Here is a 26,166-nt window from a genome sequence, read left to right as displayed (position 1 = left end):
CGCTCCGGGGTTTGGGAGGAACGTCCCGGGGAGCCGAGTGACGGGATGTGTTCGGGGGTAGAGCGAGGTGGGCCGGTGTGCCGTGGCCGGTGCATCCGCTGGTGCTCAACCGGACGAGCGCCAAGGACGGGAAGGGCGACGCCATGAACAGATCCGCCTCCAGGAAATCGACCCGGGTGGGCCTCGCGAGTGGCGCTGCCCTGGCGCTGACCGTCCTCTGCGCGTCGGCCCCATCCCTCGCCACGGCGAACGTGGCCGTCCCCGCGACCCCGGAAACGGCCACACTCACCTCTGCCGGGTCCGAACGCGCCTGCCCCGTCGTGTACTTCGACCTCGGCGAGACCCTCGTGCACACCGCTGCCGACGGCGGCACCGGCTATCAGCCCGGCGCCGCCGCCTCTCTGCGTGCCCTCCGCGAACGCCACATCGGAGTCGGGCTGATCACCAATGTGCCGCCCTCCTGGGGCAGTACCGACGCCGAGCGTGCCGCCAGGCTGAAGAAGGAGGTCGACGCGACATGGCGGGACCCCGCGCCGTTCGCCTGGCAGGACTTCGGCGACCGGATTCTGACCCCCCGTACCGAAGCGGAACGCAAGCCCGCCCCCACGCTCTGGCAGCGGGCCACAAACGCGTCGGAAGGCTGCCGGCTCGTCTTCCAGGGGGAGACGGCCACGGAGGTCGAGGTCGCCGCCTCGCTCGGCTTCGTGCCGTATCAGGTCGGACGGCCCCACCGGCCCGCTTTCCTCCCGGCCGGGCTGGTGGCACTGCTGGCCCACCTGCCCCGGCCGTAGTGCCTGGTCGCGCGTAGTACCTAGTAACGGTCGAGCACGAGCTGCGTCTTGAGGATGTCGCCGTGGTGGAGCCATCCCTTGGCGTCCGCGACGGCGATGGCGTTCTTGTGCAGTTCCGCCGCCTCGGTACGGGAGTCCGTCTTGAACGACAGCTCGACGACGTACTCCGTGCCCGACCCGCCCGCACCGACGACCGGCAGCACCTCGATGCTCGCGTCGTCCGAGGTACCCCAGGCACCGCTGTACACCTTCGCCGTCACCGGGCCGTGCGCGCGGGAAGCCGTCAGTGTGCTCGCGCCCCAGCCGCCGGACTTCCAGTTCTTCAACTCGCTCGGAACATCGCTGACCAGCCAGCCGCGTCCGGTGTCGCCGGACGGCAGCGAGGTGCCCGGGTACCCCGAGGAGCTCCGCTTCTTCTCCTTGCTGAAACTGAGGGTCTGCTTGCCGTAACCCCAGTCGACCTCGGCCTTGTAGGTGGTGTCGGCGCTGTCGAAGCCCGCCGCCCTGGCAGTGCTCAGGGCGGCGTCGATGTTCCCGTCCGTGACCGGGAACCTCTTCTTGTACGTCTCCTCGAAGGAGGATCCGTCCTTGTGGCGGAGCCGGACGCTCCATCCCTCGGCGTCGAGGGCCTGCCCGTCGGTGTCGTAATAGCTGTAACCACGTTCCTTGGCAGAGCCGGTGATCCCGAACTCCGCGCGGACCGCCGCGCTGGGCGCTCGGGACGCGTCGAGCGCCGCCACGGTCAGATTGATCTTCACCTCGTAGGAGGGCACGGCGTTTTCGGCGGCGTGCGCCGGCGAAGCGGGGGACAGGAGCCCGACGGTCACGGCGAGAAGGGAAGCGCCGCCGACGCGGCGCAGGGTCCGAAAAGTGGAGGTCATGCGGCCACCCTCACGGTGGCGGGTGAGGACCGAGTGACCACTGGAGGGAGGCGCGGTGAACCGCAGGCGCCAACCAGGCTCCGCCACCGCTCAATTGAACGCATGGGTCATGGACCACGCACGGGCGGACCTCTGGCCCGCGCTGTGCTGCCCGTGCCGGATTCCGGCGGCCCGTGCGGCGGCGTGGCGGGGGTGTGGTGGGGAAGCGGTGTGATTGTTGCGTGCACGTCATCTTTTGTTGCCCGGGGCGTGCCAGGGTCCGCTCAGCGTCTGTTCAGCGCCCGTGCCGCTCGGGTTTGGCCCGGTGCCGGGCATCGAGAGAGGACCCCGTCACCATGTCCCGTCGTCGTACTCGTCTCAGCACCGCGGCCTCGGCCGTCGCGGCCCTGTCCCTGCTGGCCGCGGCCGCCCCGTCGGCCGCCCTCCCCGCTGACTCCACCTCCACCCGCATACCGGCCGCCGGGGCGCTGGACCCGTACTACGCCGCCGCGGAGGGGAAGAGCGGCGCCGCACTCAAGAGCGCGCTCCACTCGATCATCAGCTCACAGACCAAGCTCAGCTACGACCAGGTGTGGGACGCACTGAAGAACACCGACCAGGACCCGGCCAACAGCGCGAACGTGATCGAGCTGTACACGGGGAAGTCCCTCGCCAAATCACGCAACGGGGGGAACACCGGCGACTGGAACCGCGAGCACGTCTGGGCCAAGTCCCACGGCGACTTCGGCACCTCCACCGGCCCCGGCACCGACCTCCACCACCTGCGGCCCGAAGACGTCACCGTGAACAGCATCCGCGGCAACAAGGACTTCGACAACGGCGGCAGCCCGGTGTCGGGGGCGAGCGGAAACTTCACCGACGGCGACAGCTTCGAACCGCGCGGCGCCGTCAAGGGCGACGTGGCCCGGATGATCCTGTACATGGCGGTCCGCTACGACGGCGGAGACGGTTTCGCCGATCTGGAGCCCAACGACCTGGTCAACAACGGCTCCCAGCCCGCGATCGGGCGACTGGCCGTCCTCAAACAGTGGTCGCTCCAGGACCCGCCCAGCGCCTTCGAGCAGCGCCGCAACGAGGTCATCCACAGCACCTACCAGCACAACCGGAACCCGTTCGTCGACCACCCGGAGTGGGTCGAGAGCATCTGGTGAACCGGCCGTCCCCGGGGCCTGCCCGGGGCAGGCCCTGATCCAGTCCGATATCGAACTGGATCGCGATGCCCTGCGACAGGAACCGATCTTCCGCATCCGCACTCATGCCCCATGGGACCCGGGACGGCACTCTCTCACCGCCTCTCCCGGGCCCCGCGGCGCACCCCACGTGTGCGCCGCTCTCGCGACCAGTTGAGAACGAGGAAGTCACGTGTCCCTGTCGACGCACCGACGTCTGGCCGTCAGCACCACCCTGATCGCCGCCCTGGCCTGTGGCCTCGCCCCGGCCACCGCAGCCTCCGCGGCACCGGCAGCCCCGAAATCCCCTGCCGGACCGGCGGCCCCCGCCACCCGAGCCCCCGACATGGACGGTGTCACCGCCGCCCTGAACGCCGCCATGACCAACGGCGCTCCGGGAGCCATGGCCCGCTTCAGCGGCCCCGACGGCGTCCGCACCCGCACCGCCGGTGTCCGCGACCGGGTCTCCGGCGCAGCCATGGACACCCGGGCACGCTTCCGTATCGGCAGCGTCAGCAAGACCTTCTCCAGCGTCGTCCTGCTCCAACTGGTCGACGAGGGCCGACTGGAACTCGACGCCCCGGTCAACCGCTACCTCCCCGGACTGCTGCCCGACGACCGCATCACGGTCCGTCACCTGCTCACCCACCGCAGCGGCCTGGCCGACTACACCGACGCCATGTTCGCCAAGACCGTCCCCGGCTTCGAAGCCGTCCGCAACCGCGTCTTCAGCTACCGTGAACTCGTGGGCCTCTCGCTCGCCGAACCCCGCACCACCGAACCCGGCGCCGCCTACAAGTACTCCAACACCAACTTCGTCGTGGTCGGCATGCTCATCGAGAACGCCACGGGAACCCCGGTCGCCAAGCAGTACCAGCGCCGGATCATCAAGCCGCTCAACCTGCGCCACACCTCCTACGTCCACCCGGACACCCGCATCAAGGGCGTCCACGTACGCGGCTACCTCCACCCCGACGAGGAAGGGGCGCCGCTCGTCGACTCCACGGAACAGACCGTCTCATGGGCCCAGTCGGCCGGTGCGATCATCTCCGACCCGGCCGACCTGAACACCTTCATGACCGCGCTGATGCGCGGCAGGCTGCTCCCGCCCCGGATGCTGGACGCCATGACCACGGTCACGCCGACGGACACCACCGGGACCCGCTTCTACGGTCTCGGGCTGCGCCGCTACGACCTGTCGTGCGGCGCCCAGGTGTACGGCCACACCGGCACCGTTCAGGGCTTCTACACCTACGCCTTCGCCACCCGTGACGGCCGACGCGCGCTCTCCGCCATGGCGAACACCTCCAACCGAGGCGCCGCGAACACCGCCCTCGGCGGGACGCTGGAGGCAGCCTTCTGCGGCAAGCCCTCCGCGCCCGCGGCATCGTCGACCAAGGCGCCGCGCCTGCGCTCCGTCCTGCCGGCCGAGTCCGATCTGCCCGAGAACCACTGACGACCCGGCCCCGGTCCAACACCGCCGGAAGGCCTGTGGGCCGGGGCCCGCACAGAGTCGTGTCGCACACGAACTTCGAGGCGGCAACCGTCGTGCGCCTACGGCAGTCGGGTGATTCCGCTCCTCGGCCGGACGCTTCCCGCTCGCGCGACTGACGGGGCATCAGGAGAGTACGCACAGCGCCATTTCGGCGTGCTGGGCTCTCGGCGTATCGACGTATCGACGTATCGACGCCTCGACGGGGAAGTGGTGACCACGTTGCACATGGTCCTTGGCGGATTCGGCAGTACAGGGTTGCGGACAGCGGGGGTGACCTGGCTCGTCGCGGGCGCGGTGTTCCTTCCGCTGGGCACGGCCGGCCCGGCGGCAGCCGCACCTCAGGCGGTGCGGGCGGACCCGCTGCCGGGTGGGCTCGGCCCCTGCGTGCCGGGCGACTGCCCGGATCCGTTCCCACCGATCAACAACGGGGCCATCGCGGGCTACGACAACGGCATCAACGTCTTCGCGGGTGGCGACTTCCGGGTGCGCGGCAAGGCCGCAGAGGCCGAGGGGCGGGTCGTCGTGCTCGGCTCGTTCGACATGAACAAGTCGGCCGACGGCAGTCAGATCTACAACGTGGGCGTCGCGGGCGTCGGTTCCCGCGTCGCGCCGCCCGTCGGTTCCGACTACCTCACCACCGGCGGCGCCGTCTCCATCGCCGCCGGTCAGCGCCTCGTCGCGGAGGACGGAGTGGTCCGGCACGCCGGCCCACTCACCGGCACGGTCAACGGCACCGACACCCTCGACCCCGCCGCGGCCGTCCCGTACGTCGGACTGCGCCAGCAGCTGTCCGACGCGAGCCAGTGCTACGCCGACGGGGACACCGGCACCCGCCCGCCCACCGGCACCGCGGACAACCAGGGCGGCCAGACCGTCTTCACCGGCGACGGCACCTCCAAGCTCCAGGTCTTCAACGTCGACTTCGACCTGGCGTCGGCGAGCGGCGGCCAGCAGGGCCTCGTGTTCAACGGAATCCCGGCCGGGGCCACCGTCCTGGTCAACATCCTCGGCGCGAAGCGCACCATCAACACGTACAGCGGCGGCATCGACGACACCAGCGACCCGCTGAACAAGCTGCGCGACAAGCTGCTGTGGAACTTCCCCGACGCCGCGGCCGTGGACCTGAAGGGCACCGGCCAGTTCCAGGGCAGCGTGCTCATCGGCAATCAGGCGTCGGAGACCGCTGTGTCACTGCCGGGCGTCAACGGGCGCTTCTTCACCACCGGTTCCCTCACGCACGAGAGTGCGGCGTCCGGCGGCGGCGGGCAGGAGTTCCACGCGTACCCCTTCAACGGCGACCTGCCCGGCTGCGGCACACCCACGCCGGTGGTGGGCGAGCTCAAGGTGGTCAAGCGGGACGCCGCCACCGGCGCGGTGCTGGCCGGTGCCGTCTTCCAGCTCTGGCGCGAGACCAACGGGGTGCCCGGCCTCCAGCCCTCCGGCACGCGCCCCGACCGGCGCGAAGGCACCCCGTGCACCACGAACGCGCAGGGCGTGTGCCGCAAGACAGCCGACATCGGCAACTCCTACTACTGGCAGGAGACCAAGGCCCCGGCCGGCTACGACCTGCCCGACCCCAACGTCTTCGGGCCGCTCAACATCACCGCCCCGCTCCCGCAACCGGGCATCACCACGGTCGTACGCGACAAGAAATCAAAGGTCCCCGCGGTCACCGGGCGCCTCCAGGTCCGCAAGGTCGACGCGCGCACCGGGCGCGGCCTGGCCGGCGCCGTCGTCGACCTCTGGCGCGAGACCGGCCGCAAGCCGGGCCTCCAGACCTCCGGCCCGGACATCGACCGGCAGACCGGCCCGGGCTGCGCCACCGACAGCCAGGGCCGCTGCGACTTCGACCGGCTGCCCCTCGGTTCGTACTACGTGAGGGAGACCGTCGCCCCCGAGGGCTACCGGCTGCCGCGCAACCCGGTCTCCGGACCGCACCCGGTGACGAGCGCGAACGCGTCCAAGGGCGTCGTCGTACGGATGACCAACGAGGCGGAGCCGAACCCCAAGCCGAAGGGCTGACCGTGCGTGCGGGGCTGCACACGGCCCCGCACGCCCACCCCGGGTGAGGGTCCGGGGTGAGCGCGCCGTTGCCCTTCCCCGTACGCAACGAGGCGTGCGACCGTCGGTGTCGCCGTGCTCCCGGCACGAGAACGCCCCACGGTGTTCAGCCCCGCGTCCCCGGCGGCTGGAACGGTCGAGAGGCACCGCACCAGAGAAAGGTCTCCCCCTCACCATGCAACGACGTGACTTCGCGGCCGCACTGGCCGCCACCCTCGCCGTGCCCGCAACGCTCGGCGCGACCCCGGCCGCCGCACACGAGCACCCCGGCGACAGACACGCCCCCGACGAGCTGGCCCGGAACATGCTGCCGGTGCTGGCCGCCGAACTCGACGACAGGGGAGCGGCTCGCTCGCTCGTCCCGCACCTGCACGACGTCGGTTTCGACTGGCACCCCGAGACCGCGCCCCTGCGGAAGCTGGACTTCCTGGTCGCGTACGGCTTCGGCAACCGGCCCCCGGCCGGGGGCGGCGACCCGACCAAGGTGCGCCCCGAACCGGGCCCGGTCAACGAGGAGTTGGCCGACGCCGTCGCCCGCATCCGCAGGCACCGCACGATCCCGGTGTACGCGCAGTGGGAGATCGCGCGATTCCTGGAGTCCAAGTACCGCATGCGGCACGTCACGGCCATCGAGCCGGTCGTCGCACCGGACGGCACGATCACCTATCTGAGCACCGACGGCGTGGCCGCCCAGGTCGCCAAAGCCCGGGAGGGCCTCCCCGGCGGCATCGGCACGGCCGGCGTCGTCGGCTTTCGTGACCACATCAAGCGCTGTGTGCAGACCACACGGGACCGGGGCATGAAGGCGTACGCGCCGGAGGGCCACGCCATGCCCCACACGTACGACCGGCAGTCGGGCCAGCCGTGGACCCGGCGCAGGGACCTCTATCTGGTGCACGACATGGCGGCCCAATGGCAGGTGCTGCGCGAGAAGCTCGTCACCGGGGCGTACCCCCAGGGCTGAACCGGACGCGCGGGACCTACGAAGCGCCCGGCCGGGGGAGTTTGGCGGCCACGGCGTCAAGGACCCAGTCCAGGCCGTTCGCGAAGGACGTTTCGGCGTCCACGTCGGTGCCGTCGTACACGGCCCTGGCCAGGGCCGGGAAGCGGCCCGTGGCCAGCATCTTCGTCAGATGCGGGCCGGAGGCGCGCTGCCAGTCGTGCTTGGAGAGGCCCGTGGCGCGCTCGGCCCGCAGGTTCGTGATCTCGCGGCGGATCGCGCCGTTGAAGTAGGCGCTGACGGTCTCGACGGCACGCATGGCGGTGTCGACGTCGGCAAGGCCGTCGAGGGCGGACAGCGCGGCCTCGGCGACGGCGAGGCCGTTCGGGCCGAAGGCCGGGCGGCCGCCGAGCAGGTCGGCCAGCCATTCGTGCCGGAGCGCGGCCCGCCTGGTGCGGTGGGCGAGGACGCTCAGCGCCTCCCGCCAGTCACCGGGCTGCTCCTCGGGGAGGATCTCGGCCTGGACCTCGTCCACCATGAGGTCGAACAGTTCCTCCTTGGTGGAGATGTACCTGTACAGCCGCATCGGGCCGGCATCCAGACGGGCGGCGACCTTGCGCAAGGACACCGCCCCCAGCCCGCCCTCATCGGCCAGCGCGACAGCCGCGGCGACGATCCGCTCCCGGTCGAGCGGTACGGGTTGAGTCGGCGGCTCCGGCCGGTCCCACACAGTCATGGTCACACCGTACCGTTGCGATGCATCGTCATGTGCCAATACAGTGTATTGACATGAGGCATCGCATCGCAGTGGTCGGGAGTGGTCCCGCCGGCCTTACCTTCGCCCGCGTCCTGCACCGCCATGGCCACCCGGTCACCGTCCTCGAACGCGATCCCGCCCCCGACGCCCGCCCCCCGGGCGGCACCCTGGACCTGCACGAAGGGCTCGGCCAGCGGGCGCTCGACAAGGCGGGGCTGCTGGCGGAATTCCAGGCGCTGTCCCGTCCCGAGGGGCAGGCCATGCGCATCCTGGACACGGACGGGACCGTGCTGCGCGACTGGCGACCCCGTCCGGCCGACCGGGCCAATCCCGAGATCGACCGTGGGCAACTCCGTGACCTGCTGCTCGGCCCCCTCGAAGTCCAGTGGGGGCGGTGCGTGACGCAGGTGACGCCGGGCGCCCGGGACGGCGTACTGGTCGATTTCACGGACGGGCGGCAGGAAACCTTCGACCTGGTGGTCGGCGCGGACGGTGCCCGGTCCCGGATCCGCCAGGCCGTTTCGCCGGCGACACCGCACTACACGGGCGTCACCTACGTCGAGACCTCCCTCAACGACATGGACACCCGCCACCCCGACCTCGCCCACCTGATCGGCGACGGTTCGGTAGCCGTGTACGGCGTGAACCGCGCACTCGTCGCCCAGCGCAACAGCGGCGGCAACGCCAAGGTGTACGCCCAGTTCCGCGCGCCGCTGGACTGGCACACGCACCTGGACCTGGCCGACGCCGAGGCCGTCCGATCGAGCCTGCTGGCCCTGTTCGACGGCTGGGCCCCGCCCGTCCTCGACCTCATCCGGCACGGCACCGCTTTCGTCCACCGCCCTCTCTGCGTCCTGCCCGTGGCCCACACCTGGACTCACGTCCCGGGCGTGACGCTCCTGGGCGACGCCGCCCACCTGATGCCTCCCCTGGGGGCGGGCGCGAACCTCGCGATGCTGGAAGGCGCCGAACTCGCCGAGTCCCTCGCCACCGGCCCCGCAGATCCGGACAAGGCCGTCCACGCCTTCGAGGAGCAGATGTGGGCACGAGCCGGCCGATGGGCAGAGATCACCGCGGCCGGTCTGGAACGTCTCGTGAGCCCGGACCCTGCCGAGGCCCTCGCCCTCTTCGACGAAGTCCAGCCCTCCTGACCGCGCTCTGCCGGCAGGTCGCCGTCGTGTCCGAGGAGCACATCGATCTGCGCCCGGCGGCGGGTGGTGCCGCACTGCTTGCCGGGCTGGGGCTACAGCGAGCGCAGTACGGCGGTGACCTTGCCGAGGATGGTGGCTTCGTTGCCCCAGAGCGGTTCGTAGCTGGGGTTCTCCGGGAGCAGCCAGACCTGGTCGCCGTCGCGCTTGAAGCGCTTCACGGTGGCTTCGCCGTCGATCATCGCGGCGACGATGTCGCCGTTCTGGGCTTCGTTCTGGACGCGTACGACGACCTGGTCGCCCGGCGCGATGTGTGCGCCGATCATGGACTCGCCGACCACGGTGAGGACGAACAGGTCTCCCTCGCCGACCAGGCGGCGGGGGAGTGGCAGGACGTCCTCGACGTGCTGCTCGGCCAGGACCGGGCTGCCGGCGGCGATCCGGCCCACCAGCGGCACGTGCACGGCCCGGTGCTCGGTGTCCTCGTGCGGTGAGGAGAGGGCGGTGACGCGGTCGGCACTGATGCGGTAGGCGCGGGGGCGCTTGGGGTCGCGCTCCAGGATGCCGAGTCGCTCCAGCACCCCGAGCTGGTGCGCGACCGAGGACGTGGAAGCCAGCCCGACTGCCACACCGATCTCCCGCATCGAGGGCGGGTAGCCGTGCTCACGGACGTGCTCGCGGACGGCTTCGACGATGGCGCCCTGCCGCACGGTGAGGCCATCGGCTCCAGGGCGGATTCCCGGAGGGCGCCCGGGGCCGGTTCTGGTAAGGGGCATGGCTCTCCCGGTTGGTGATCGTTTCGAGCACGCTACCCCGACACCGGGGCAGATGCGAACACGCGATCGAAAGTCGGTCAGGGCCCCGCAATCCCTGCCGTGACCGGACGTCTGGCCGCATCGGTGCCATCCACAGGCGATCAGTCGTCCGCGGAGATGGCGTCGGCGACGAGTTGTGCCGTGAGTTCCATACAGCGCATCCGGGCAGGAGAGAAGTCGTAGGGCATTTTGCCGGTCGCTTCCACGGCGCTCATTCCTGTGTCCTCCTCCCCCTTCAGATCGGCGTCGTAGATCTCGAAGAGCTTCTCCTCGGCCACGTCCAGCCCAGCTGCCCCGGCCGCCTCGTCCAGGGCCATGTGCTGGGCGCATCGCTGTACGGCGAGTTCCTCGACGCGCGGGTCGTAGGGATCGACGCCCTCGTCCAGAGCGGTTTCGGCGGCGTCGAGACGGTCGTCCTCGGCCCTCAGGCCGGGGTGGGTGGCCAGCACGATGAACACGCTGGCCTGGAGGGCGGCGCCCAGCGGTCCGAAGACCCGTTCCGTGACCAGCAGGGTGTCCAGGTCGGAGGGGCGCAGTGCGCCCGGTGGCAGGTCGCTGAGCCGGTCCGTGACCAGTTCGGAGAGCAGTCCCAGCGGGCTGCCCGCCGCCCGCAGGCGCTGGACAGCGGCGCGCTGACGCTTGGTTTCGGCCTCCCGCGCCGCCAAGGTCTCCTCCAGACTGCTCAGGATCTCCTCGATGCCCCGGGCTTCGTCAAAGGCGGCCCGCATGTCGTCCAGGCTGATGCCGGCCGCTGCCATCCTGCGGATCCACAGCAGGCGGATCATGTCGTCGTAGCCGTAGCGGCGTCGGCCGTCTCCACCTCGCTCCGGCTCCGGCAGCAGACCGATCGCGTGGTAATGGCGGATGGCACGCGGGGTGGTCCCGGCAAACGCGGCCGCATCACCGATCTTGACCTGGCGGGGAGGCGTGAGGGAGGGGTGCATCAGACGGAGCCTTTCGTGCGGTGGTGCCTCGACCACACCACATGCCGCTACGACAGGTGCAACAACACCGGCCAGTTTCCGCCGGAGCCTCCTGCGCGGCACCGCCCCCACACTCCTCCACGCCATCAACCGGCTTCCTGGCGCGCCGGGCGTTGCTCGTGGGGCACGCTCTGCCCTCCTGACGACCAAGTCGTTTCGGCGCACAGGCTCTCAGGCTCAGGGCACTCAAGCACGGCCGGTGAGATGGGCGAAGACAACGACGTTTCCCAGATAGCGCTGCGTCTTCTTGTCGAAGCCGCCCCCGCAGGTGATCAGACGCAGCTGCGGTGTGGAAGAGGGGCCGTAGACCTTGTCGTCGGGGAAGGCGTCGGCCGGGTACACCTCAACGGCGTCGACGGTGAAGACGGCGGTGATGCCGTCCGTGCGCGGAACTCGGACGGTGTTGCCCTTGGCCAGGGAGCCCAGGCCGTAGAAGACGGCCGGGCCCGTCGCGGTGTCGACGTGTCCGGCGAGGATCGCGGTGCCGACGGCGCCGGGGGAGGCGCCTGCCTGGTACCAGCCGGCCAGGTTGCGCTCACTGTCCGGAGGCGTGGCGAGGCGGCCGTCCTCGTCCAGCGGCAGGCCCATGAGCGGTGCGTCCACCTGTAGTTCCGGGATCACCACACCGACGGGAACCGCTGCGGCAAGGGGAGGCGCCGTGGGCACGGGAGCGAGTCCGGAGGAGGTGCCGAGAGCCTGGGCGGCACCGGGCTGCGGAGGCGGCCCGGACGCCTGGCCGTTACTGAGTACGGTCAAACCCCAGAAGAGCAGCACGAGGGCCACCACCGTACGGGCGGCTCTGTTCACTCGCTCCCTGAAACCGGGCGGAGTCTGCTCCACGGGTGCCCTGCTCTCGTCGTGGGTGGGTGCGCGCGCCCGGGAGGGTGGCCCGGCTTCGCCGTGGGCCCCTGCGCCGTCTCGCCAGCCGTCTCGCAGGAGGTCCGGCTGCTGGTCCCGGTCCCGCGGGACCACCAGCCGGACCTGGCCTGTACTGGACCTGACCGCTATCCGGCCCGGCCCGGCGCTGCTTTCGGTCAGACCCGACCGCGGTTGCGGCGACGGTTCGCCAGCAGCGCACCCGCACCCAGGGCAGCGGCCGCGCCGAGGCCGACCGCCAGCTCCGTGCTGTCGCTGTCGCCGCCACTGGTGCCGCCCACGCCGGTGTGCACGGCGCCGTGGGGCTGCGTCGTCTGGTGCGAGGGGTCCATCGTGGTGTCGCCGCAGACCCGCTGCGCGTGCGAGGCGGCCGAGTCGGACTTCTGCTTGAGCTGGTCGACGTTGTCCTGTTCGGCCTGACCCGGGTGCCCGCCGGCGTCGATCTGCTTCTGGTAGTCGGCGACGGCCGCCTTGTACGCGGACTCCGCCTCCATCGCCGCCGCGGTGGCGGGGTCGCACTGAGTGTCTGAGGCCGAGGCCATCGGGGCGCTGAGCAGGAGAGCGGTGGTGACGAGGGCAGTGCCGGTGGCTATCTTCAGCGAACGCAAGGAAATGACCTCCACAGAACCCGGGGCGGCACCGGTGCGCCGTCGCGGCGAAACGAGTTCACTTCCGAGCAGAAGGCCCCGCGCACGCCCTCGCATCCTGAAGTTCCGTCAGCCGCGGTGCCCCGGCCGGTGCGATGCCCTCTCAAGTACCGCAGCACCGTTGGCAGTCGAGGCACGAGGGCGCCGTCGGCCGCCCAGCGCCACAAGTGCCAAACGAGTGACCGGTGAGCGTCGTCCCGCGCGGCGCGGGTTGCCGGCCGCCTTGGACACACACCCGTGCTGCGCCGGTTGCGAGCCGTCGAGGTGACAAGTGATGTGCACGCCACCCTTCCGGCCCGCTCTTCCCCTGCTCCGGCGTACTCGTCGTCATCAAGGGCGTGGATGCAGCCAGTGCCGTGCGGCGGCCAGGGTCACCTCGGTGTCGTCGCTCCATGAGCAGACTTCCAGCCACGACAAGTAGCCGCCCTGCGCGAAGGCCAGGACCTCGCCGCAGCACGCACCGGCCTCGGTGACGAGCTGAGCTTCGCCCGCCACGACGGTGCCGGGGCCGGTCGGTGCAGGCTCAACCTCGCTGGTGTCGAGTGCGAAGTAGGCGGTACCGCACCCGCATGTGCAGCGATCTCGCACGCTGAGGTGCGGAACCTGCGCCCGCAGCGCGGCATGAACCGGAATGTCCGAGCACAGCACCGCCGCGAGCACGTCGGCGACGTCGTCAGGCAGGCTCTCGGTCATCCCCTCACCGTATCGGAGCAGTGGCTCCCTGCTCCGACTGTGCCCGGCCCCTCACCTTCGGCGGGCCGGCGTGTTCACGCGCTCGACCGTTCTGCAGGCCGAGCCCGTCTCCGGGGCAGCGGCCGCATTCGGCCATGACGGCCCCTGCGTCGAGCGACTTCCCTCCCCGTCGCATGCCGATGCCGTCCGCCCGGTCAATCCGGGTGCACCACTTGATCGAGTTCGGGCACACTGCGCCGATGAAGCCAGACACAGGCCGTTCACCGCAGGAGCAGGCCCTCTGTCATGTCGCGTCGCTGTCATCCGGCCCTCCCGTGGACCCCGCGCTGCGAGTGACCCTGAACTTTCACCCGGACCGCATGGTGCACGACCGGCCCGTCCTGCTCGCGCTGGCAAGGGACGGCGTTTACCACTCGCAGTTCGTCACCGGAACGAGCAACGGCGGTCTGACCGCCCACCCGGGCGGGGACCGATGGCGCTGGGAGAACCGGATCTTCAACGGTGCCTATGACCACGCGCCTTCCCACGAGCGGCCTGTCTACGGCGCACTGAACTTCCGGCACAAGCCCCACGGGGCCGCGCCACGATTCGGCTCCGCGCACTTTCGGCTGACCGCCGAAACTCTCCCACGAGCCACGTTCTGCTACCCGGACAGCTTCCTCCAGCCAACGGCTTTCGGGGTCGCCACCAGCATGTCTCTCATCGACCTGGCTGCGGTTGACGATCAAGACGCGCTGGACGACTACATCGAGGCACAAATCCATGGACCACTGGTGCTGGAGCACCATGTGGAAGCCCTGGTCCTGGATCCGTCGTACAGGCAAACGCCGGTGGAAGTGGCAGCCCGCCGCCTGCCATGTCCGATCGAATGGCATCCAGGACTCCAGCTCTCCGTCGAAGAACTGCGACGCCACCCCGACTTCCGAGGGCAGGAGTACGTCGACCTGGGAGCCGAGGTCGCCGTCGACGGGATCCTCAACCCCCGGGTCATCGGAGACGCTGCCCGCACCGGACACCATGACCCGCAGTCCCTCAAGAAGGTGTGGCACTGTCTGGCACGGTTCGGGACACCGCCCGGATCAGCCTCAGCACGGCCCGCCCCACCCTGGCAAGGTTGAGAGCCACGCCCGCGCAGAGCTCCCGGCCGCAGCGGAGCCGTCCTCCCCAAGGCCTCCCGATGGCGGCGTGAACCCGAAGCCCAGGGCACGGGGGCGCCTGCCACTGCGGTCACTGCCGCACATTCCGGCCGAAGGCGTCACCACGAGCGTTCGGATACCGGAGTTCCTTCAGTCCCGGTACTGGTGCCGGTCCGGCATTGTGCATTCGATAACAAGCCCAGGTGCAGCGGGAATTGGCGCGTTTCCGCTTGCGCACCGAAGGGTTTCAATCGGAATGCTTTCCACCCGTTGCTCGTGCGGCGCGCGGTGCGCAATAGTCGGCCGCGGCAGCCGAACAGGCTGCTTTCCTTCACAACCGAAGGGGAGAGACCGCTATGCGATTTGGGAAGAACCTGATCCGTTCGGCCGCTGTGGGGGCCGTTGCCCTGGGCACCGTGGTGACGCTGTCCACATCAGCCTATGCGGCTGACCGCTCTGTGACGCTGAACGGTCGCGGATTCATGGAGTTCGTCGACAGCGGCGACAAGTTCAGAGTGTGCGACACCAACGTTGATGGTCACGGTGTCGTAGGAAAGCTGAAGAAGTACAGCACAGGAGCAACCGTCTTTACGATCACTGATGGCGGCGACGCGGCGTGTGGCGCCTACAAGACGTACGACATCACGGGATCGACCAGGTACTACTTGCACCTGTGCTGGAATCCGCCGTCCGGCCCGTGCATCTCCGGAAGCAACTTCTCGGAGAGCTGATCCCGGCGAGCATCTGAAAGTCGGTCCCCCGACAGAATTCGTCGGGGGCCTATCACTGCGCCGGCGAGGAAATCCGCCCCGGCACGGGTGCGCCCCTCACCGCCGCCCGGGGTCCCGCAACCGTTGGCCTGGGGGACACTCGGTCACACGCGACCTTGATCGACCTGATCGACCTGATCGACCGACTCAGCGTGACCTGGCGCCTGGAGCAACGGACGTGACGGCTTACCGCGGATGCGCACGCAGCCGACGCGATCCTCGTGCAGCCGCGCCGGACCACCTTCTGCCGACGGTGAACACCTGCCCGACCCGGCCCGACCGCCACTACGGTCCAGCCTCATGACGATCACCACACGCACGGTCGCCTACCCGGCCGATGGTCTCGCGATGATCGGCCACCTCGCGCTCCCCGCCGGTGCAGATCGTGCACCCGCAGTCCTGATCGGGCCTGAGGGGATGGGTCTCAGCGACGTCGAGCGCCGCCGCGCTGATGCCCTGGCCGAGCTGGGATACGTGGCGCTTGCCTTCGACCTCCACGGCGGGCGCTACTTGGACAACCCCGAGGAGATGCTGGCTCGTTGCATGCCGCTGCTCGCAGACCCCGACCGGATGCGGGCCATCGGCCATGCGGCACTTGAGGTGCTGCGCGCCGAACCCCGGGCCGACCTCGACCAGGTCGCCGCAATCGGCTACGGCACCGGAGGAGCGATTGCGCTGGAACTCGGGCGCGACGGAGTCGACTTGCGCGCGATCGGTACGGTCAACGCACTGACCACGGGCCGACCGGGCGAGGCGGCACGCATGCGCTGCCCTGTGTGGGTGGGGGTCGGATCGGAAGACCCGATCATGCCGCCCGCGCAACGGGAAGCGTTCACCGCCGAGATGCGGGACGCGGGCGTCGACTGGCGCTGCGTGGTCTACGGCGGGGCCCTGCACGGCTTCCACCATCCAACGGTCGACCACGCCACACCCCCGGGCGTCGGCTACCACCCACAGCACGCACAGCGAGCCTGGCGCGACATCGTCAACCTGCTTGCCGAATGCCTGCCCGTAACAGAGTGATCATCACGGCCAGTGGTGCTCACTCCAACCCGGACCGAATACGCCCGCTGGTCAGGCAGTACACACGGGCGGGCCCGCGGCACTCCCCTTCCCTCCGCCCAGACCCACTCCTGCCCCCGTCACGTCGTACGGAACGGGAGCAGCCGGTCGTAGCGGACGACGTCAGCCGTTGGGCAGAAGCACGGCGCGGCCGTTGACGCGGCCCGCGTGCAGACGCTCGTACACCTCGGGGGCCTGGTCCAGCGTGTACGTCTCGACATGTACATCGAGCACGCCCGCACGCGCCAGGTCGAGCACCTCGATCAGCTCGGAGCGCGAACCCCAGTACGGGGCGCGGAAAGCCGCGTCGTACGGGACCGACCCGAAGCCGACGGGGGCCGCGCCTCCGCCGATACCGACGATCGTGACGTCGGCCTCCACCCCCGCGCAGGCCGACGCGGTGGCGACGGTGGGCGGCGCGCCGACGAAGTCGAAGACGGCCTGCGCGCCCAGGCCCGCCGTGAGTTCGCGGATCTTGGCCGCCGCGTGCTCGTCGGACAGGACGCCCTCGTGCGCCCCGACCTTGCGGGCCAGGTCCAGCTTCTCCTCCGTGACGTCCAGGGCGATCACCCGGGCCGGAGTCAGCGCGCGCAGCAGCTGGATGGCGAGGTGGCCGAGGCCTCCGGTGCCGATGACGACCGCCGTGCTGCCGGGAGTCAGCTTCGGCAGCGAGGTCTTGATCGCGTGGTACGGGGTCAGGCCCGCGTCCGTGAGCGGCACCGCGGTGACCGGGTCGAGGTCGCCCAGCGGAACGAGGTGCCGGGGGTCGTCCACGATCATGTACTCGGCGAGTGCGCCCGGTGCGCCCAACCCGGGCGGACGGATGCCGAGTTCGGCGGCGCGCAGACAGTAGTTCTCCTTGCCCTGCGCACACAGCAGGCAGCTGCCGCAGCCCCACGGCCCGTACACGACGACGGAATCGCCGACGCCGAAGGCGGTGACGCCCTCGCCGAGCGCGGCGACCGTGCCCGCGCCCTCGTGGCCGAGAGTGAGCGGCAGGGGGAAGGGCAGTGCCTCGGCGGGCCAGCTCATGACGGCGATGTCGGAGTGGCAGACGCCCGCGGCGGTCACCTTCAGTAGCACCTGGCCGGGGCCCGGCTCGGGGCGGTCGATGGTGACGACTTCGGGGGCCGCGCCGACGGCGCGGTACTGGACTGCTTTCATCTGAGCGGACATGGGTGCTGCTTTCTTGAAGCCTGCGGGGGAGGGTGGGTACGTGGTGCGTGCTGGGACGCGCGCGGTCAGCGGGCCGCGTAGCCGCCGTCGACGAGGTGGTAGCTGCCGTTGACGAACGAGGCGCGGTCGGAGAGCAGGAAGAGGGTGAGTTCGGCGACCTCTTCCGCGGTGCCGAGGCGCCCCTGCGGGTGGAGGGAGATCAGGTGCTCGCGTGTGGCCTCGTCGCCGCCCTTCAGGAGCGGGGTGTCGATGAAGCCGGGGGCTACGGCGTTGACGCGGACGCCCCGGGACGCGTACTCGACGGCTGCGGTCTTGGTCAGGCCGACGACCGCGTGCTTGGCCGCGGAGTAGGCGGCCGAGCCGGCGAAGCCGTTGCTGCCGAGGATCGAGGACATGTTCACGACCGAGCCGCCGCCGGAGGCGAGGATCAGCGGGAGTTCGTAGCGCAGGGAGTAGAAGACGCCGTTGAGGTTGGTGTCGATGACGCGCTGCCAGTCCTCGATGCCGTACTCGCCGGTGGGGGCGGTGGCTCCGGCGATCCCGGCGTTGTTGACGGCCAGGTGCAGGCCGCCGAACTTCTGGAAGGTGAAGTCGACGGCGGCGCGCACCGACTCCGGGTCGGTGACGTCCACGCGGACCGCTGCGGCATTGCCACCGGCCGCGACGAGGGACTCGGCGGTGTCCTTCGCGCCCTGCTCGTTGTAGTCGGCGACGACGACAGCCGCTCCGCCCTCGGCGAGGCGGCGGGCGACTTCGAGGCCGATGCCGGAGGCCGCGCCGGTGACCAGGGCGGTCTTGCGGGCGAATTCGGGGGCGCTGCTCATGGTGGTACCTGGTTTCACTTGCTGGGGGGTGGTGCGGGTGCGGGTTCGGCGGCCGGAGCCGCGAACGCCGCGTCGATCAGCTCGGGGGAGAGGGGTGGTCGCGCCGGGTGCGATCCGGAACCGTACGCCCGCTATGTACGGGAGACGGCCACAGGGTCGCCGAGGGCTTCGACGGTGGTCCCGTCGAAACCCACTTTCGAATCCCGCGGCCCTCTTGTGTCTCCATGATTCCGACTGTACTGCTCGAAATATCCCATTTGCTCGCTCGTGCTGTGACCGGGATGGTTCACCGTGCTCGGGAGACGGCTCACGGGACGCGCGCGGTCCGCGAGGCGACTGGTATTACTGGTGCATGCCCGAAGAGCAGGAAGAGACCGCGCGGTCCGCGATCGACACGTTCATCTCCGCGTTCAACGCCTCGGACGACAGCTATGTGACTGCGCTGCTCTCCCAGGCCCTCACTTCGGACGTGGTCTTCTGGGGGCCGTTGGGCCGCAGTGAGGGGATCGAGGCGGTCGAGCGGTTCGTGCTGGACCTCCGGCGCCACCCCGCCGGGACCGGCACGATGGTGCGCTGTTCGGGGGTGGACATGCCGGACGAGTGGGCCCGGTACCAGTGGGTCTTCACGACGCCGGACGGCGGCCCCCGCCTGGCGGGAACGGACGTCGTCCACCTGCGGCGGAGCCTCATCGACCAGGTCATCGTCTTCGCGGGGGAGATCGAGCCGTCCGCCTCCTGAGCCATTCTCCGCCGGTGCCGCCCTTCTCCCGAACCGGACGTCACCGCGCAACCGGCCGCCACGACGACGACCTCGGCGAACCTGTTCGGTCACAGCACCAGGTGCGGGTACGGGTCACTCGTTTCGGGCGGCTGTCTCCTTCTCAGGGCGGGGAGTTGGTCCGGGCCCGGTAGCGCGGTGGTGGCGGCCTGTCCCGGGCCATGCAGCATCTGGATGGTGCGGTCCATGGCGCTCAGACCGGCCTTCCCGATGCGTTCTGGGGCCAGAACCGCCTGGGTGACGGCCTTGTGGCGGCGGGTCTCGGTCTGGCGCAGGTACGTGCCGACGTAGGGGAAGCGGCGGGGAGGGCGGGGTGGTTGGGGGTGACATGGCGGCAGCGTACGGGCGGGGTGCGGGCCGCGGAGTATGCCGATCGGTAGAGGTCGGGCGGTGAGTCGGGGCGGGAGTTCTGCCGATCGGCGGATGGGCGGGGGTGGGGGTGGCGGGCGAGGCTGGAGCCGTTCCTGAAGGGGCGGTGAGCGGCCGGGAGAAGCCGCGAGCGGCCCGGGGTGCGAGGCCCTGAGCGGCCCTGCTGACACTGACAGAGGAGTTTGTCGTGCGTGTGGAGATGATGGGTGCTGCTGGGGCGGCTGCGGTGATGCTCACCGCGTTGATGGGGGTGGGGCACGGCGCGAGCGGCCCCGGGAAGCACGGCCCCGGGAAGCCCGGTGCCGCGAAGGCTGCGGGCGGGACGGCTCCGGTGACCGCGAGTGTGCACGGGGCGGGGCGGATCGACTACATCGAGTCGCTCGAAGACGACATTCGCTTCACCGTGCACGCCGAGTCGAAGCCCTTCTCGCGGCCGGTGCCTGGCATTCCCACCGGCATTGCGACCGATGCCACGGGCATCGTGAAGTTCAGTCACGGAGCGGCGGGGATGCCCGAGCCCATGAAGGCCGAGGCGCGGGTGGACTGCCTCGTGACCAGTGGCAGAACGGCGACGCTCACCGCCGTCATCACCACGGACGGGGCCGCGTTCAAGGCTGGGCAGCGCCTCGGATTCAGCGTGCAGCAGGGTGACAGGGGCAAGCGGGAGAAGGACCGGCTCGGGTTCTCGTGGGGGGCCGTGAACATCGACCCCGAAGTGCTGGACGAAAAGGGCGAGGTGACCCTCGGGAAGGTGGGGCCCTGCATGGCGCCCGCACCGTTCACGACCGTACGGACGGGTGGGTTCAAGGTCGTGCACGCGGACCTGCGGAAGACCCCGAAGGCTCCGGTACAGGCGTCGGCGAAGGTGGCGAACGGTGGAGCGGAGGGGCATCGTGGCTGACGTACTGGACGGGGTGCGGCGCGGAGCCGGTGCGCGGGCCCAGGTGCCCGGGGCACCCCGAAGCCCCGAGGTCGCGCGGGGCATCAGGTGGGCGGCGCATGCCGCGGCGCTCGCGGTGCTGCCGACGGGGCTGTGGCGGGTCGCCATCGCCTTCGGGTGGGACTCGGGGTTCGACGGGCCGCTCGGACCGGCGAACTTTTCAGGGGCGGGCTCCTTCTACCTGATCGGGCTGAGTCTGTTCGCGGAACTGCTTGCGCTGCTCACCCTGGGACTTGTGCACCGGTGGGGCGAAGTGCTCCCCGCGTGGGTGCCGGGACTGGGAGGACGGCGGATACCGGTACTGCTGGCGACGGTGCCGGCGCTGCTGGGGGCGGCCGCGGTCACGTTCGTCACCGTGCAGGGGGCGGGGGAGTGGGGGAACGCCGAGAACATGGGCGCACCGGACGCCCCTGGCGGCGGCAAGTGGTGGGTCATGACCCTCGCGTACGCGCCGCTGCTCCTCTGGGGCCCCCTGCTCGCGGTCGTGGCAGTCGCGTACTACCGGCGCAGGCGGCGTACCGGGTGAGGGCAGGGCTCCCCAACGGCACCCGGGCGGTGCGGGGGCCCGGGCAGCTGATCGCCCACCCGGAGCTCCGGGCGTTGGCCCCGACACCGAAGGGGACCAACGCCACGCCGGAGGATGCTGCCCAGCAACTGATCACAGCCCCTGATCGAAGGTCTCGGCTGCTTTGGTCATCGGCCCCCCCCTGCGTTACCGGTGTTGATCGTTCCAGCCGGTTCGAACAGCAGGATGGCGGTCTCTTCATCCGCCACAGGGCAGTGCTCGACACCTCGGGGAACCACGAACAACTCGCCGGGGACCCACCACCACATCGTCATCCCTGAGCTGGATGGTGAGCCGCCCGCTGATGACCAAGAACAGTTCATCGGTGCTCTCACGGCTGTGCCGGACGAACTCACCCTTCAGCTTCGCGAGCTTCACCTCGTAGTCGTTGAGCTCGGCCACCTTCTTCTGCGACCACAAGTCGCTGAGAGCCTGTGTCTAAACCCCGGCCGGGCGCCCGCCGCCTGGCACGCACGCTCGCGGCGTTGCCGAAATGCCCTAGTAGCTCCTTCCCCGAGCTCTCAACTTCGTTCGAGCAGGGGAGACCCCAGCGAGGACCTTCCAGCGCCTTGCGATCGCACGCACCAGACGACGTTCGCTGATCCGACCGGGGTTTAGACACAGGCTCTGAACTGGGCAAGCTTGTCAGCGAGGTTGACCGCGACAGGAAACGTGGACATACGGCATTGCTTCCTCTCGGCCGGCAGCTCCGGAAGCCGCTGCCTCCCGCCGCCCGGCTGGTGCCCACGCAGGCTCCTGCTCGACCACCGGGCCTACGGTGCATCGGGGGAGCCGTCTGACCTGGTTCGACACCGACACCGACACCGACACCGACGCCGGCGCAGCCCTGCCGCTCGCGGCTGACGTCCAGGCATTCGTGGAGAGCCTTCGGCCTCTGGTGGTGCGGGAGTGCAGGCTCCGACCGGGCCTGGGTCAGTCGATGCCTTCGACGATGCGGAAGTCGCGCTCGACGCCGTCGGCGAGGGCGGCGAGCGCCTCCTGATAGGCCGTACTCTCGCGCGTCGCAACGGCCTGCTTGAAGCTGTCGAACTCGACCAGGACGGTGCGTTCGGCGATTCCGGCCTCGTACGCCACGACCCGGCCGCCGACGACGAAGGTCCGGCCGCCCTCGGGCTCGACGGCCAGACGGGCCAGCTTGTTGTAAGCGGCCAGCTTCTCGGGATCGGAAATGGTGCGGTAGACGCTGACCCAGTAGCCCTTGGGCATAGGAACCTCCAGTGTTGGAACTCCAGTGTGGGAATGAGTGCATCTGGCTTGGATCAGAGTGCGGAGATCGGCTCGGTGCCGGGCTCAAGGGGCAGGCGGAGCGCCCTGACGGCGAACGAGATGGCGTGGTACCAACCGCAGATCAAGACCAGATCGAGTGCGGCGTCCTCATCGGCGACAGCGACCAGGTTCGCCCAGGTGCCATCGGACAAGTCAGAGGTTGCATGCAGCTCGTCGACGGCTTCGAGTACGGCGCGGTCGGTGGTGTGCCAGCAGCCGTCCGTCGGCCTTCCCCTCGCGAGGGACACGAGCTGCGCCGCGTCGAGTCCCGCCTTCTCGGCGAAGTGCGCGACGTGCACGGCCCATTCGTAGTCGGCGCCACACAGCGCGGTGGTCCGGTCGATGACCAGCTCGCGCTGGCGCAGAGTGAGAGCGGAGCGCCGAGAGAAGTAGTAGCTTCCCCAGCCCGCGATGGAGCGGGCGAGCTCGGGCCGGCGGGCCCATACCCGGAACAGCTGGATGGGTGAATGCCCGAGGAGCTCAAGGGCCTCGCCGGCTCCCTTGCCATAGGGCGGAGAGAGCGGCTCGATGCGTGGCTGCTTCGATTTCAGAGGCATGGCGAGACGGTAGCATTGGTGCTTTGGAAAGGGAAGCAAATGACGGGACCAACACCACTCCCAGGCCGACGGGTCCGCGGCTCGCACACGGGGCGCCCGATCATGGCGCTCCTGGACCTCTTGGGTCGACGCTGGGCGCTGCGGGTCCTGTGGGAGCTGCGAGACGGCTCCTCTCCCACCTTCCGACAGCTCCAGCAACGATGCGGCGGCGTCTCCTCAAGCGTCCTGGCAGACAGACTTCGCGAGCTCGGACAGGCCGACCTCGTCGAGAACACTGGTGAGGGATACCTGCTCACTGAACAGGGCAGGTCCCTGCGAGAATCCCTTTCTCAGCTCGATGACTGGGCCGCCGGCTGGCAGCCCAAGGAGGCGGACTGACGGCCGCGACGGAGGAACGGGCACGGTCTCTCCAGCGGTCACAGAGTGTCGCGAGTCCCTGTTCTTCGGGACCGGTGCCGCCTCGCTGCAGAGGCTCACCCCACACCTGTCCGCGCGAACTCTTACCGACCAGCCGTTCGCCGGCGAGGGACAGCACCAGGAGCAGCACTGCGGCCGGGACGCCCGCGCCCACCTCGCCATCTGAGGCAACCCGAGCTGTCATGGCGGCGGAGACGAAAAAATTCTTGGCTCTTTCCCCGCCGACTCTCCCTGGGCGAACTGGCGTGCGGAGGATTTCGCTGCTGCCCAGCAGAGCAAAGGGGTGGCGGCCACCGTGGTGATGGAGCTCGAAACCGATTCCTTTCTCGTGGTGTCCGCCGTCGGCAAGGCCTGACCGGGTCCAGTCTCCGCAGCACCGGTGCCGTGAGGGTGCTCGTCCTGGAGGTCCCGCGAGCGCACCCTCTCGTGGGCCGGTCCGCGGTGATCGACCGCACCACCCTCCACGGCAAGCACTACCTCTGCCTGGTGCCGCACAAGTCCAACTCGGCGAACAGTCCCAAGGGTGCCGTCAAGTTCTGGCAGCGATACACCACCTGACAGACCGGATGCGTGCAGTGCTGGTGGTCCTGGCAGCCGGCGGTGCCGGAAGTGGCGTTGCCGGTCCATCCGTCCCTCCCACGGGGGAGAAGCCGCAGCGCCTTGGAGCGGCCGGCCAGGGCCTGGGTGGAACTGCCGGCCACCGGCGTGTTGCGCACCGGCTTCGGTCCTCCGGCCGCCGAGGTGGCGGCACCTCGGGTGGCTGCGCGGATCAGCCCGCCGCGCCGTCCAGCAGGAGGCTGTGGCGCAGTCGCAGTGCCCGTTCTGTGCTGGCCGCCAAGGTGGCGACGCCGATCGCGATGTTGCCCCACTTCGGCACGTCGATCGGTGAGGTGAAGGTCCCGGTGTGCTGGGCGATGCCCTCGGACTTGGTGAGTTGTTCGGCGAGCTGTGGGACGAGGACCACCAGGGCGGCGACGAGTACGCCCAGTGAGAGGAGGCCGAGGGCGCGGCTCAGCGCGGGGTGTGCGCGGTCGAGGCGCGCTCGGCGCCCCTCGGCGGAGTCGGGGTCCGGGGTCAGCTGCACCTCGCGGCCTTCATCGGTGACGTAATGACAGCGCTTGAGGCCGAATCCGCTCATCCTCACTTCGACGGTGCCGCCGGGGACGCGGAACACGGCTGGAAGCCCGGACACGGCGTGCAGCCTGCCGTCGCGGTACAGGTGGGCTTTGACCTTGCCGGACGACTGGTTCTGCCAGTGCCTGACGTCGACGGTGTAGAGCGTCCGGCGGGCGTCGTCGCCCGTCAGCCGCAGGTGCAACAGCGCCCGGAAGGGCAGCTGCCACCAGCGGAAATGCTGCAACTCTCGTCCGTCCCCGGGCATGACCCGCTGGAGGGCACGACGCTGCCGCCACTCCTTGATCATGTGTTCGCTCTCCTTACTTGTTCGGCTCCGCCGCGCAGACGCGGTCCTTCGCCGGGAGCTGTCCGGTGGTCAGGAACGCTGTCGCGGTGTTGTTGGCGCACGTGTTGAGGCCGAACGGGTAGACGCCGTGCCCGCCCTGGTCGGCGGTCACCAACGTGGCCCGGTCGCCGAATGCCCGCCGCAGCCGCATGGCGCCGGCCAGAGGGGTCCCCGGGTCGCGTTCGTTCTGCACCATCAGTACGTTCGACGGCCCTCGGTCGCCGATCCGTACCGGAGGCTCGGCGCGGTGGTCCGGCCAGAAGGCGCAGGGCTTGATGTTTCCGGTGGTGCCGCCCAGCATCGGGTACTTGCGCCGGTCGATCGCGGCATTGCGCTGGTAGTCCCGGACCTTGCCGGGCCAGCGCGAGTCACCGCAGGTTACGTAGAAGTGGCCGGCCAGGAAGTTCTCCGGGACCGGCGGCGGAGCCGGTAGCGGTGTGCCCGCGTCCAGCGCCTGCCATTCCTTGGCCAGTTGGGGCATGAGTCCCTCGACGTAGAGGCGATCGAACGTCACCCCACGGAACAGCGTGCCGTCGATGCCGCCGACCGGTTTGGCGTCCAGCCGCTGCGCGAGTTCGAAGAACTTGGAGGTCACCTGCTTCGGTGTGGTGCCCAGACCGTACGTGGGGTGCCGGGCCGCGTAGGCGGCGAAGTCCGGAAACCGGTCCTCCATGCCGAGGCCCAGCAAACGGAAGTTCGCCAGGTCGTAGCCCCCGGTGCCCATGTTGCTGTCGAGCACGATCCGGTCGCTGCGCTCGGGGAACAGCGTCGTGTACACCGCTCCGAGGTAGCTGCCGTACGAGGAACCGAAGTACGAGGCCCTTGGCTCGCCCAGCGCCACCCGGATCCGGTCCATGTCGCGTGCGGTGTTCGCGGTGGTGGTGTGCGGCAGCATCCACGCGGTGCGCGACGTCGCGCACTGTTCGGCGATGGTGCGCGCGTACGGGGCTTCCTTGGTGACGTCGGCCGCGGAGTGCGCGTACGGCGGGAAGTTTCCGCGGGCCTGCTGCTGCGGCGTCAGGTTGCAGGTGACCGGAGTGCTGCGGCCCACGCCCCGCGGGTCGAAGCCGATCACGTCGTAGGAATCGAGGACGTCCTTCGGCAGCCTGGCGCCGGCGAGGAGGGCAGGGTAGTCGAGCCCGGAACCACCGGGGCCGCCCGGGTTGGTCAGCAGCACGCCGCGGCGCTTCGAAGGGTCCTTGCTCGCCAGACGGGAGATGGCGATCTCGATCTGCCGGCCGTCGGGATCGCGGTAGTCCAGCGGGACGTCGAGCGTCGCGCACTCAAGCCGGGACGCGTCGGCGCTCTTCGATCCGGCCTTCTGCGGACACGGCCCCCACTGCGGGGAGCCTGGCGCGGCCGTCACCGTATCCGTAGTCGCCACCGCAGGCGATCCGGGAAGTGTGACCGTTGCCATCGCGGTGGCGGCGAGGGCGAGAGACAGGGTTTTGCGCATCTGGTGTCCTCCTGAGGGGGCTCGCGGGGGTGCGTGCCGGAACGGCCGGGCGACGGATACGAGTCTGTTCGCCCGGCGGCACGGTCACATCGGCCCAACGGCTCGACCCGC

At 70.0% G+C, this 26,166-nt stretch carries 28 protein-coding genes; 14 read left to right on the top strand and 14 right to left on the bottom strand.

Going from position 1 to position 26,166, the window contains the following annotated elements:
- The first annotated feature begins 77 nt into the window (after positions 1-77).
- On the top strand, positions 78-791 hold the full coding sequence (locus tag ACIA73_RS36025; RefSeq protein ID WP_399443165.1) for a hypothetical protein: 714 nt from the start codon (positions 78-80) through the stop codon (positions 789-791).
- Positions 792-811: 20 nt separating this feature from the next.
- Here the strand turns inward: ACIA73_RS36025 and ACIA73_RS36020 are convergent, their stop codons facing one another.
- On the bottom strand, positions 812-1,672 hold the full coding sequence (locus ACIA73_RS36020; RefSeq protein WP_399443164.1) for a hypothetical protein: 861 nt from the start codon (positions 1,670-1,672) through the stop codon (positions 812-814).
- Between the two features lie 335 nt (positions 1,673-2,007).
- Here ACIA73_RS36020 and ACIA73_RS36015 point away from each other — a divergent pair, with 335 nt between their 5' ends.
- From ACIA73_RS36015 to ACIA73_RS36000, 4 genes are all read left to right on the top strand, one after another.
- Complete coding sequence (locus tag ACIA73_RS36015) at positions 2,008-2,823, top strand: endonuclease I family protein (protein ID WP_399443163.1); 816 nt, start codon at positions 2,008-2,010, stop codon at positions 2,821-2,823.
- Positions 2,824-3,034: 211 nt separating this feature from the next.
- A complete protein-coding gene (locus tag ACIA73_RS36010; RefSeq protein ID WP_399443162.1) occupies positions 3,035-4,297 on the top strand; it encodes a serine hydrolase domain-containing protein in 1,263 nt (420 codons plus the stop codon).
- 309 nt (positions 4,298-4,606) lie between these two features.
- The gene (locus tag ACIA73_RS36005) at positions 4,607-6,358 is read left to right on the top strand and encodes a choice-of-anchor A family protein (RefSeq protein ID WP_399443161.1); all 1,752 of its coding nucleotides are present in this window, start codon (positions 4,607-4,609) and stop codon (positions 6,356-6,358) included.
- A gap of 214 nt (positions 6,359-6,572) precedes the next feature.
- Positions 6,573-7,361: a hypothetical protein gene (locus ACIA73_RS36000; protein WP_399443160.1), complete on the top strand. Its 789-nt coding sequence runs from the start codon at positions 6,573-6,575 to the stop codon at positions 7,359-7,361.
- A 16-nt stretch (positions 7,362-7,377) separates the two neighbouring features.
- Here the strand turns inward: ACIA73_RS36000 and ACIA73_RS35995 are convergent, their stop codons facing one another.
- Positions 7,378-8,073 carry a TetR/AcrR family transcriptional regulator gene (locus tag ACIA73_RS35995; protein WP_399443158.1) on the bottom strand — a complete coding sequence of 232 codons (696 nt, stop codon included), beginning with the start codon at positions 8,071-8,073 and terminating at the stop codon, positions 7,378-7,380.
- 53 nt (positions 8,074-8,126) lie between these two features.
- On the opposite strand from ACIA73_RS35995, the gene ACIA73_RS35990 reads away from it, so the two are divergent.
- Positions 8,127-9,245 carry an FAD-dependent oxidoreductase gene (locus ACIA73_RS35990; protein WP_399443157.1) on the top strand — a complete coding sequence of 373 codons (1,119 nt, stop codon included), beginning with the start codon at positions 8,127-8,129 and terminating at the stop codon, positions 9,243-9,245.
- 92 nt (positions 9,246-9,337) lie between these two features.
- On the opposite strand, the gene lexA is transcribed toward ACIA73_RS35990, so the two are convergent.
- The 5 genes from lexA to ACIA73_RS35965 form a co-directional block, all read right to left on the bottom strand.
- Positions 9,338-10,018, bottom strand: a complete 681-nt coding sequence (gene lexA / locus ACIA73_RS35985; protein ID WP_399443155.1) for a transcriptional repressor LexA — start codon at positions 10,016-10,018, stop codon at positions 9,338-9,340.
- 140 nt (positions 10,019-10,158) lie between these two features.
- Positions 10,159-11,001 carry a MerR family transcriptional regulator gene (locus ACIA73_RS35980; RefSeq protein ID WP_399443154.1) on the bottom strand — a complete coding sequence of 281 codons (843 nt, stop codon included), beginning with the start codon at positions 10,999-11,001 and terminating at the stop codon, positions 10,159-10,161.
- A 225-nt stretch (positions 11,002-11,226) separates the two neighbouring features.
- Positions 11,227-11,847, bottom strand: coding sequence for a class F sortase (locus ACIA73_RS35975; RefSeq protein ID WP_399443153.1), 621 nt, complete (start codon positions 11,845-11,847; stop codon positions 11,227-11,229).
- Positions 11,848-12,074: 227 nt separating this feature from the next.
- Positions 12,075-12,524, bottom strand: a complete 450-nt coding sequence (locus ACIA73_RS35970) for a hypothetical protein (RefSeq protein ID WP_399443152.1) — start codon at positions 12,522-12,524, stop codon at positions 12,075-12,077.
- 369 nt (positions 12,525-12,893) lie between these two features.
- Positions 12,894-13,256 carry a hypothetical protein gene (locus tag ACIA73_RS35965; RefSeq protein WP_399443151.1) on the bottom strand — a complete coding sequence of 121 codons (363 nt, stop codon included), beginning with the start codon at positions 13,254-13,256 and terminating at the stop codon, positions 12,894-12,896.
- A gap of 239 nt (positions 13,257-13,495) precedes the next feature.
- Between ACIA73_RS35965 and ACIA73_RS35960 the strand changes: the two genes are divergently transcribed.
- The 3 genes from ACIA73_RS35960 to ACIA73_RS35950 all read left to right on the top strand — a co-directional run bounded on the left by ACIA73_RS35960 (position 13,496) and on the right by ACIA73_RS35950 (position 16,185).
- Positions 13,496-14,374, top strand: a complete 879-nt coding sequence (locus tag ACIA73_RS35960) for a DUF3626 domain-containing protein (protein WP_399443150.1) — start codon at positions 13,496-13,498, stop codon at positions 14,372-14,374.
- Positions 14,375-14,748: 374 nt separating this feature from the next.
- On the top strand, positions 14,749-15,123 hold the full coding sequence (locus tag ACIA73_RS35955) for a hypothetical protein (protein WP_399443149.1): 375 nt from the start codon (positions 14,749-14,751) through the stop codon (positions 15,121-15,123).
- A gap of 339 nt (positions 15,124-15,462) precedes the next feature.
- Positions 15,463-16,185 (top strand): dienelactone hydrolase family protein, encoded by a 723-nt coding sequence (locus ACIA73_RS35950; RefSeq protein ID WP_399443148.1) that lies wholly within the window; start codon positions 15,463-15,465, stop codon positions 16,183-16,185.
- 162 nt (positions 16,186-16,347) lie between these two features.
- On the opposite strand, the gene ACIA73_RS35945 is transcribed toward ACIA73_RS35950, so the two are convergent.
- Positions 16,348-17,388: an NAD(P)-dependent alcohol dehydrogenase gene (locus ACIA73_RS35945; RefSeq protein ID WP_399443199.1), complete on the bottom strand. Its 1,041-nt coding sequence runs from the start codon at positions 17,386-17,388 to the stop codon at positions 16,348-16,350.
- Positions 17,389-17,465: 77 nt separating this feature from the next.
- A complete protein-coding gene (locus ACIA73_RS35940) occupies positions 17,466-18,224 on the bottom strand; it encodes an SDR family NAD(P)-dependent oxidoreductase (protein WP_399443147.1) in 759 nt (252 codons plus the stop codon).
- Between the two features lie 352 nt (positions 18,225-18,576).
- On the opposite strand from ACIA73_RS35940, the gene ACIA73_RS35935 reads away from it, so the two are divergent.
- From ACIA73_RS35935 to ACIA73_RS35925, 3 genes are all read left to right on the top strand, one after another.
- Positions 18,577-18,963, top strand: coding sequence for a nuclear transport factor 2 family protein (locus ACIA73_RS35935; RefSeq protein ID WP_399443146.1), 387 nt, complete (start codon positions 18,577-18,579; stop codon positions 18,961-18,963).
- 595 nt (positions 18,964-19,558) lie between these two features.
- Positions 19,559-20,272, top strand: coding sequence for a hypothetical protein (locus ACIA73_RS35930; protein WP_399443145.1), 714 nt, complete (start codon positions 19,559-19,561; stop codon positions 20,270-20,272).
- Positions 20,265-20,837, top strand: coding sequence for a hypothetical protein (locus ACIA73_RS35925; RefSeq protein ID WP_399443143.1), 573 nt, complete (start codon positions 20,265-20,267; stop codon positions 20,835-20,837). Before ACIA73_RS35930 ends, ACIA73_RS35925 begins: the two co-directional genes overlap by 8 nt.
- Positions 20,838-21,074: 237 nt before the next feature.
- On the opposite strand, the gene ACIA73_RS35920 is transcribed toward ACIA73_RS35925, so the two are convergent.
- The 3 genes from ACIA73_RS35920 to ACIA73_RS35910 all read right to left on the bottom strand — a co-directional run bounded on the left by ACIA73_RS35920 (position 21,075) and on the right by ACIA73_RS35910 (position 22,720).
- Positions 21,075-21,278: a hypothetical protein gene (locus ACIA73_RS35920; protein WP_399443142.1), complete on the bottom strand. Its 204-nt coding sequence runs from the start codon at positions 21,276-21,278 to the stop codon at positions 21,075-21,077.
- A 531-nt stretch (positions 21,279-21,809) separates the two neighbouring features.
- Positions 21,810-22,103: a DUF1330 domain-containing protein gene (locus tag ACIA73_RS35915; protein ID WP_399443141.1), complete on the bottom strand. Its 294-nt coding sequence runs from the start codon at positions 22,101-22,103 to the stop codon at positions 21,810-21,812.
- 53 nt (positions 22,104-22,156) lie between these two features.
- Complete coding sequence (locus ACIA73_RS35910; protein ID WP_399443140.1) at positions 22,157-22,720, bottom strand: carboxymuconolactone decarboxylase family protein; 564 nt, start codon at positions 22,718-22,720, stop codon at positions 22,157-22,159.
- Positions 22,721-22,822: 102 nt separating this feature from the next.
- Here ACIA73_RS35910 and ACIA73_RS35905 point away from each other — a divergent pair, with 102 nt between their 5' ends.
- Both ACIA73_RS35905 and ACIA73_RS35900 read left to right on the top strand, forming a co-directional pair.
- Positions 22,823-23,098 carry a winged helix-turn-helix transcriptional regulator gene (locus ACIA73_RS35905; protein WP_399443139.1) on the top strand — a complete coding sequence of 92 codons (276 nt, stop codon included), beginning with the start codon at positions 22,823-22,825 and terminating at the stop codon, positions 23,096-23,098.
- A gap of 423 nt (positions 23,099-23,521) precedes the next feature.
- A complete protein-coding gene (locus ACIA73_RS35900) occupies positions 23,522-23,695 on the top strand; it encodes a hypothetical protein (protein ID WP_399443138.1) in 174 nt (57 codons plus the stop codon).
- 211 nt (positions 23,696-23,906) lie between these two features.
- Here ACIA73_RS35900 and ACIA73_RS35895 read toward each other — a convergent pair whose 3' ends face one another.
- Positions 23,907-24,560 (bottom strand): hypothetical protein, encoded by a 654-nt coding sequence (locus ACIA73_RS35895; protein ID WP_399443137.1) that lies wholly within the window; start codon positions 24,558-24,560, stop codon positions 23,907-23,909.
- Between the two features lie 13 nt (positions 24,561-24,573).
- A complete protein-coding gene (locus ACIA73_RS35890) occupies positions 24,574-26,055 on the bottom strand; it encodes an alpha/beta hydrolase (protein ID WP_399443136.1) in 1,482 nt (493 codons plus the stop codon).
- Between the last annotated feature and the right edge of the window lie 111 nt (positions 26,056-26,166).

It is taken from the genome of Streptomyces sp. NPDC051561 (genome assembly GCF_044454195.1).
GTDB lineage: Bacteria > Actinomycetota > Actinomycetes > Streptomycetales > Streptomycetaceae > Streptomyces.
Note: the sequence above shows the minus strand (reverse complement) of the source record. Positions and strands in the feature narration are given on the sequence as shown.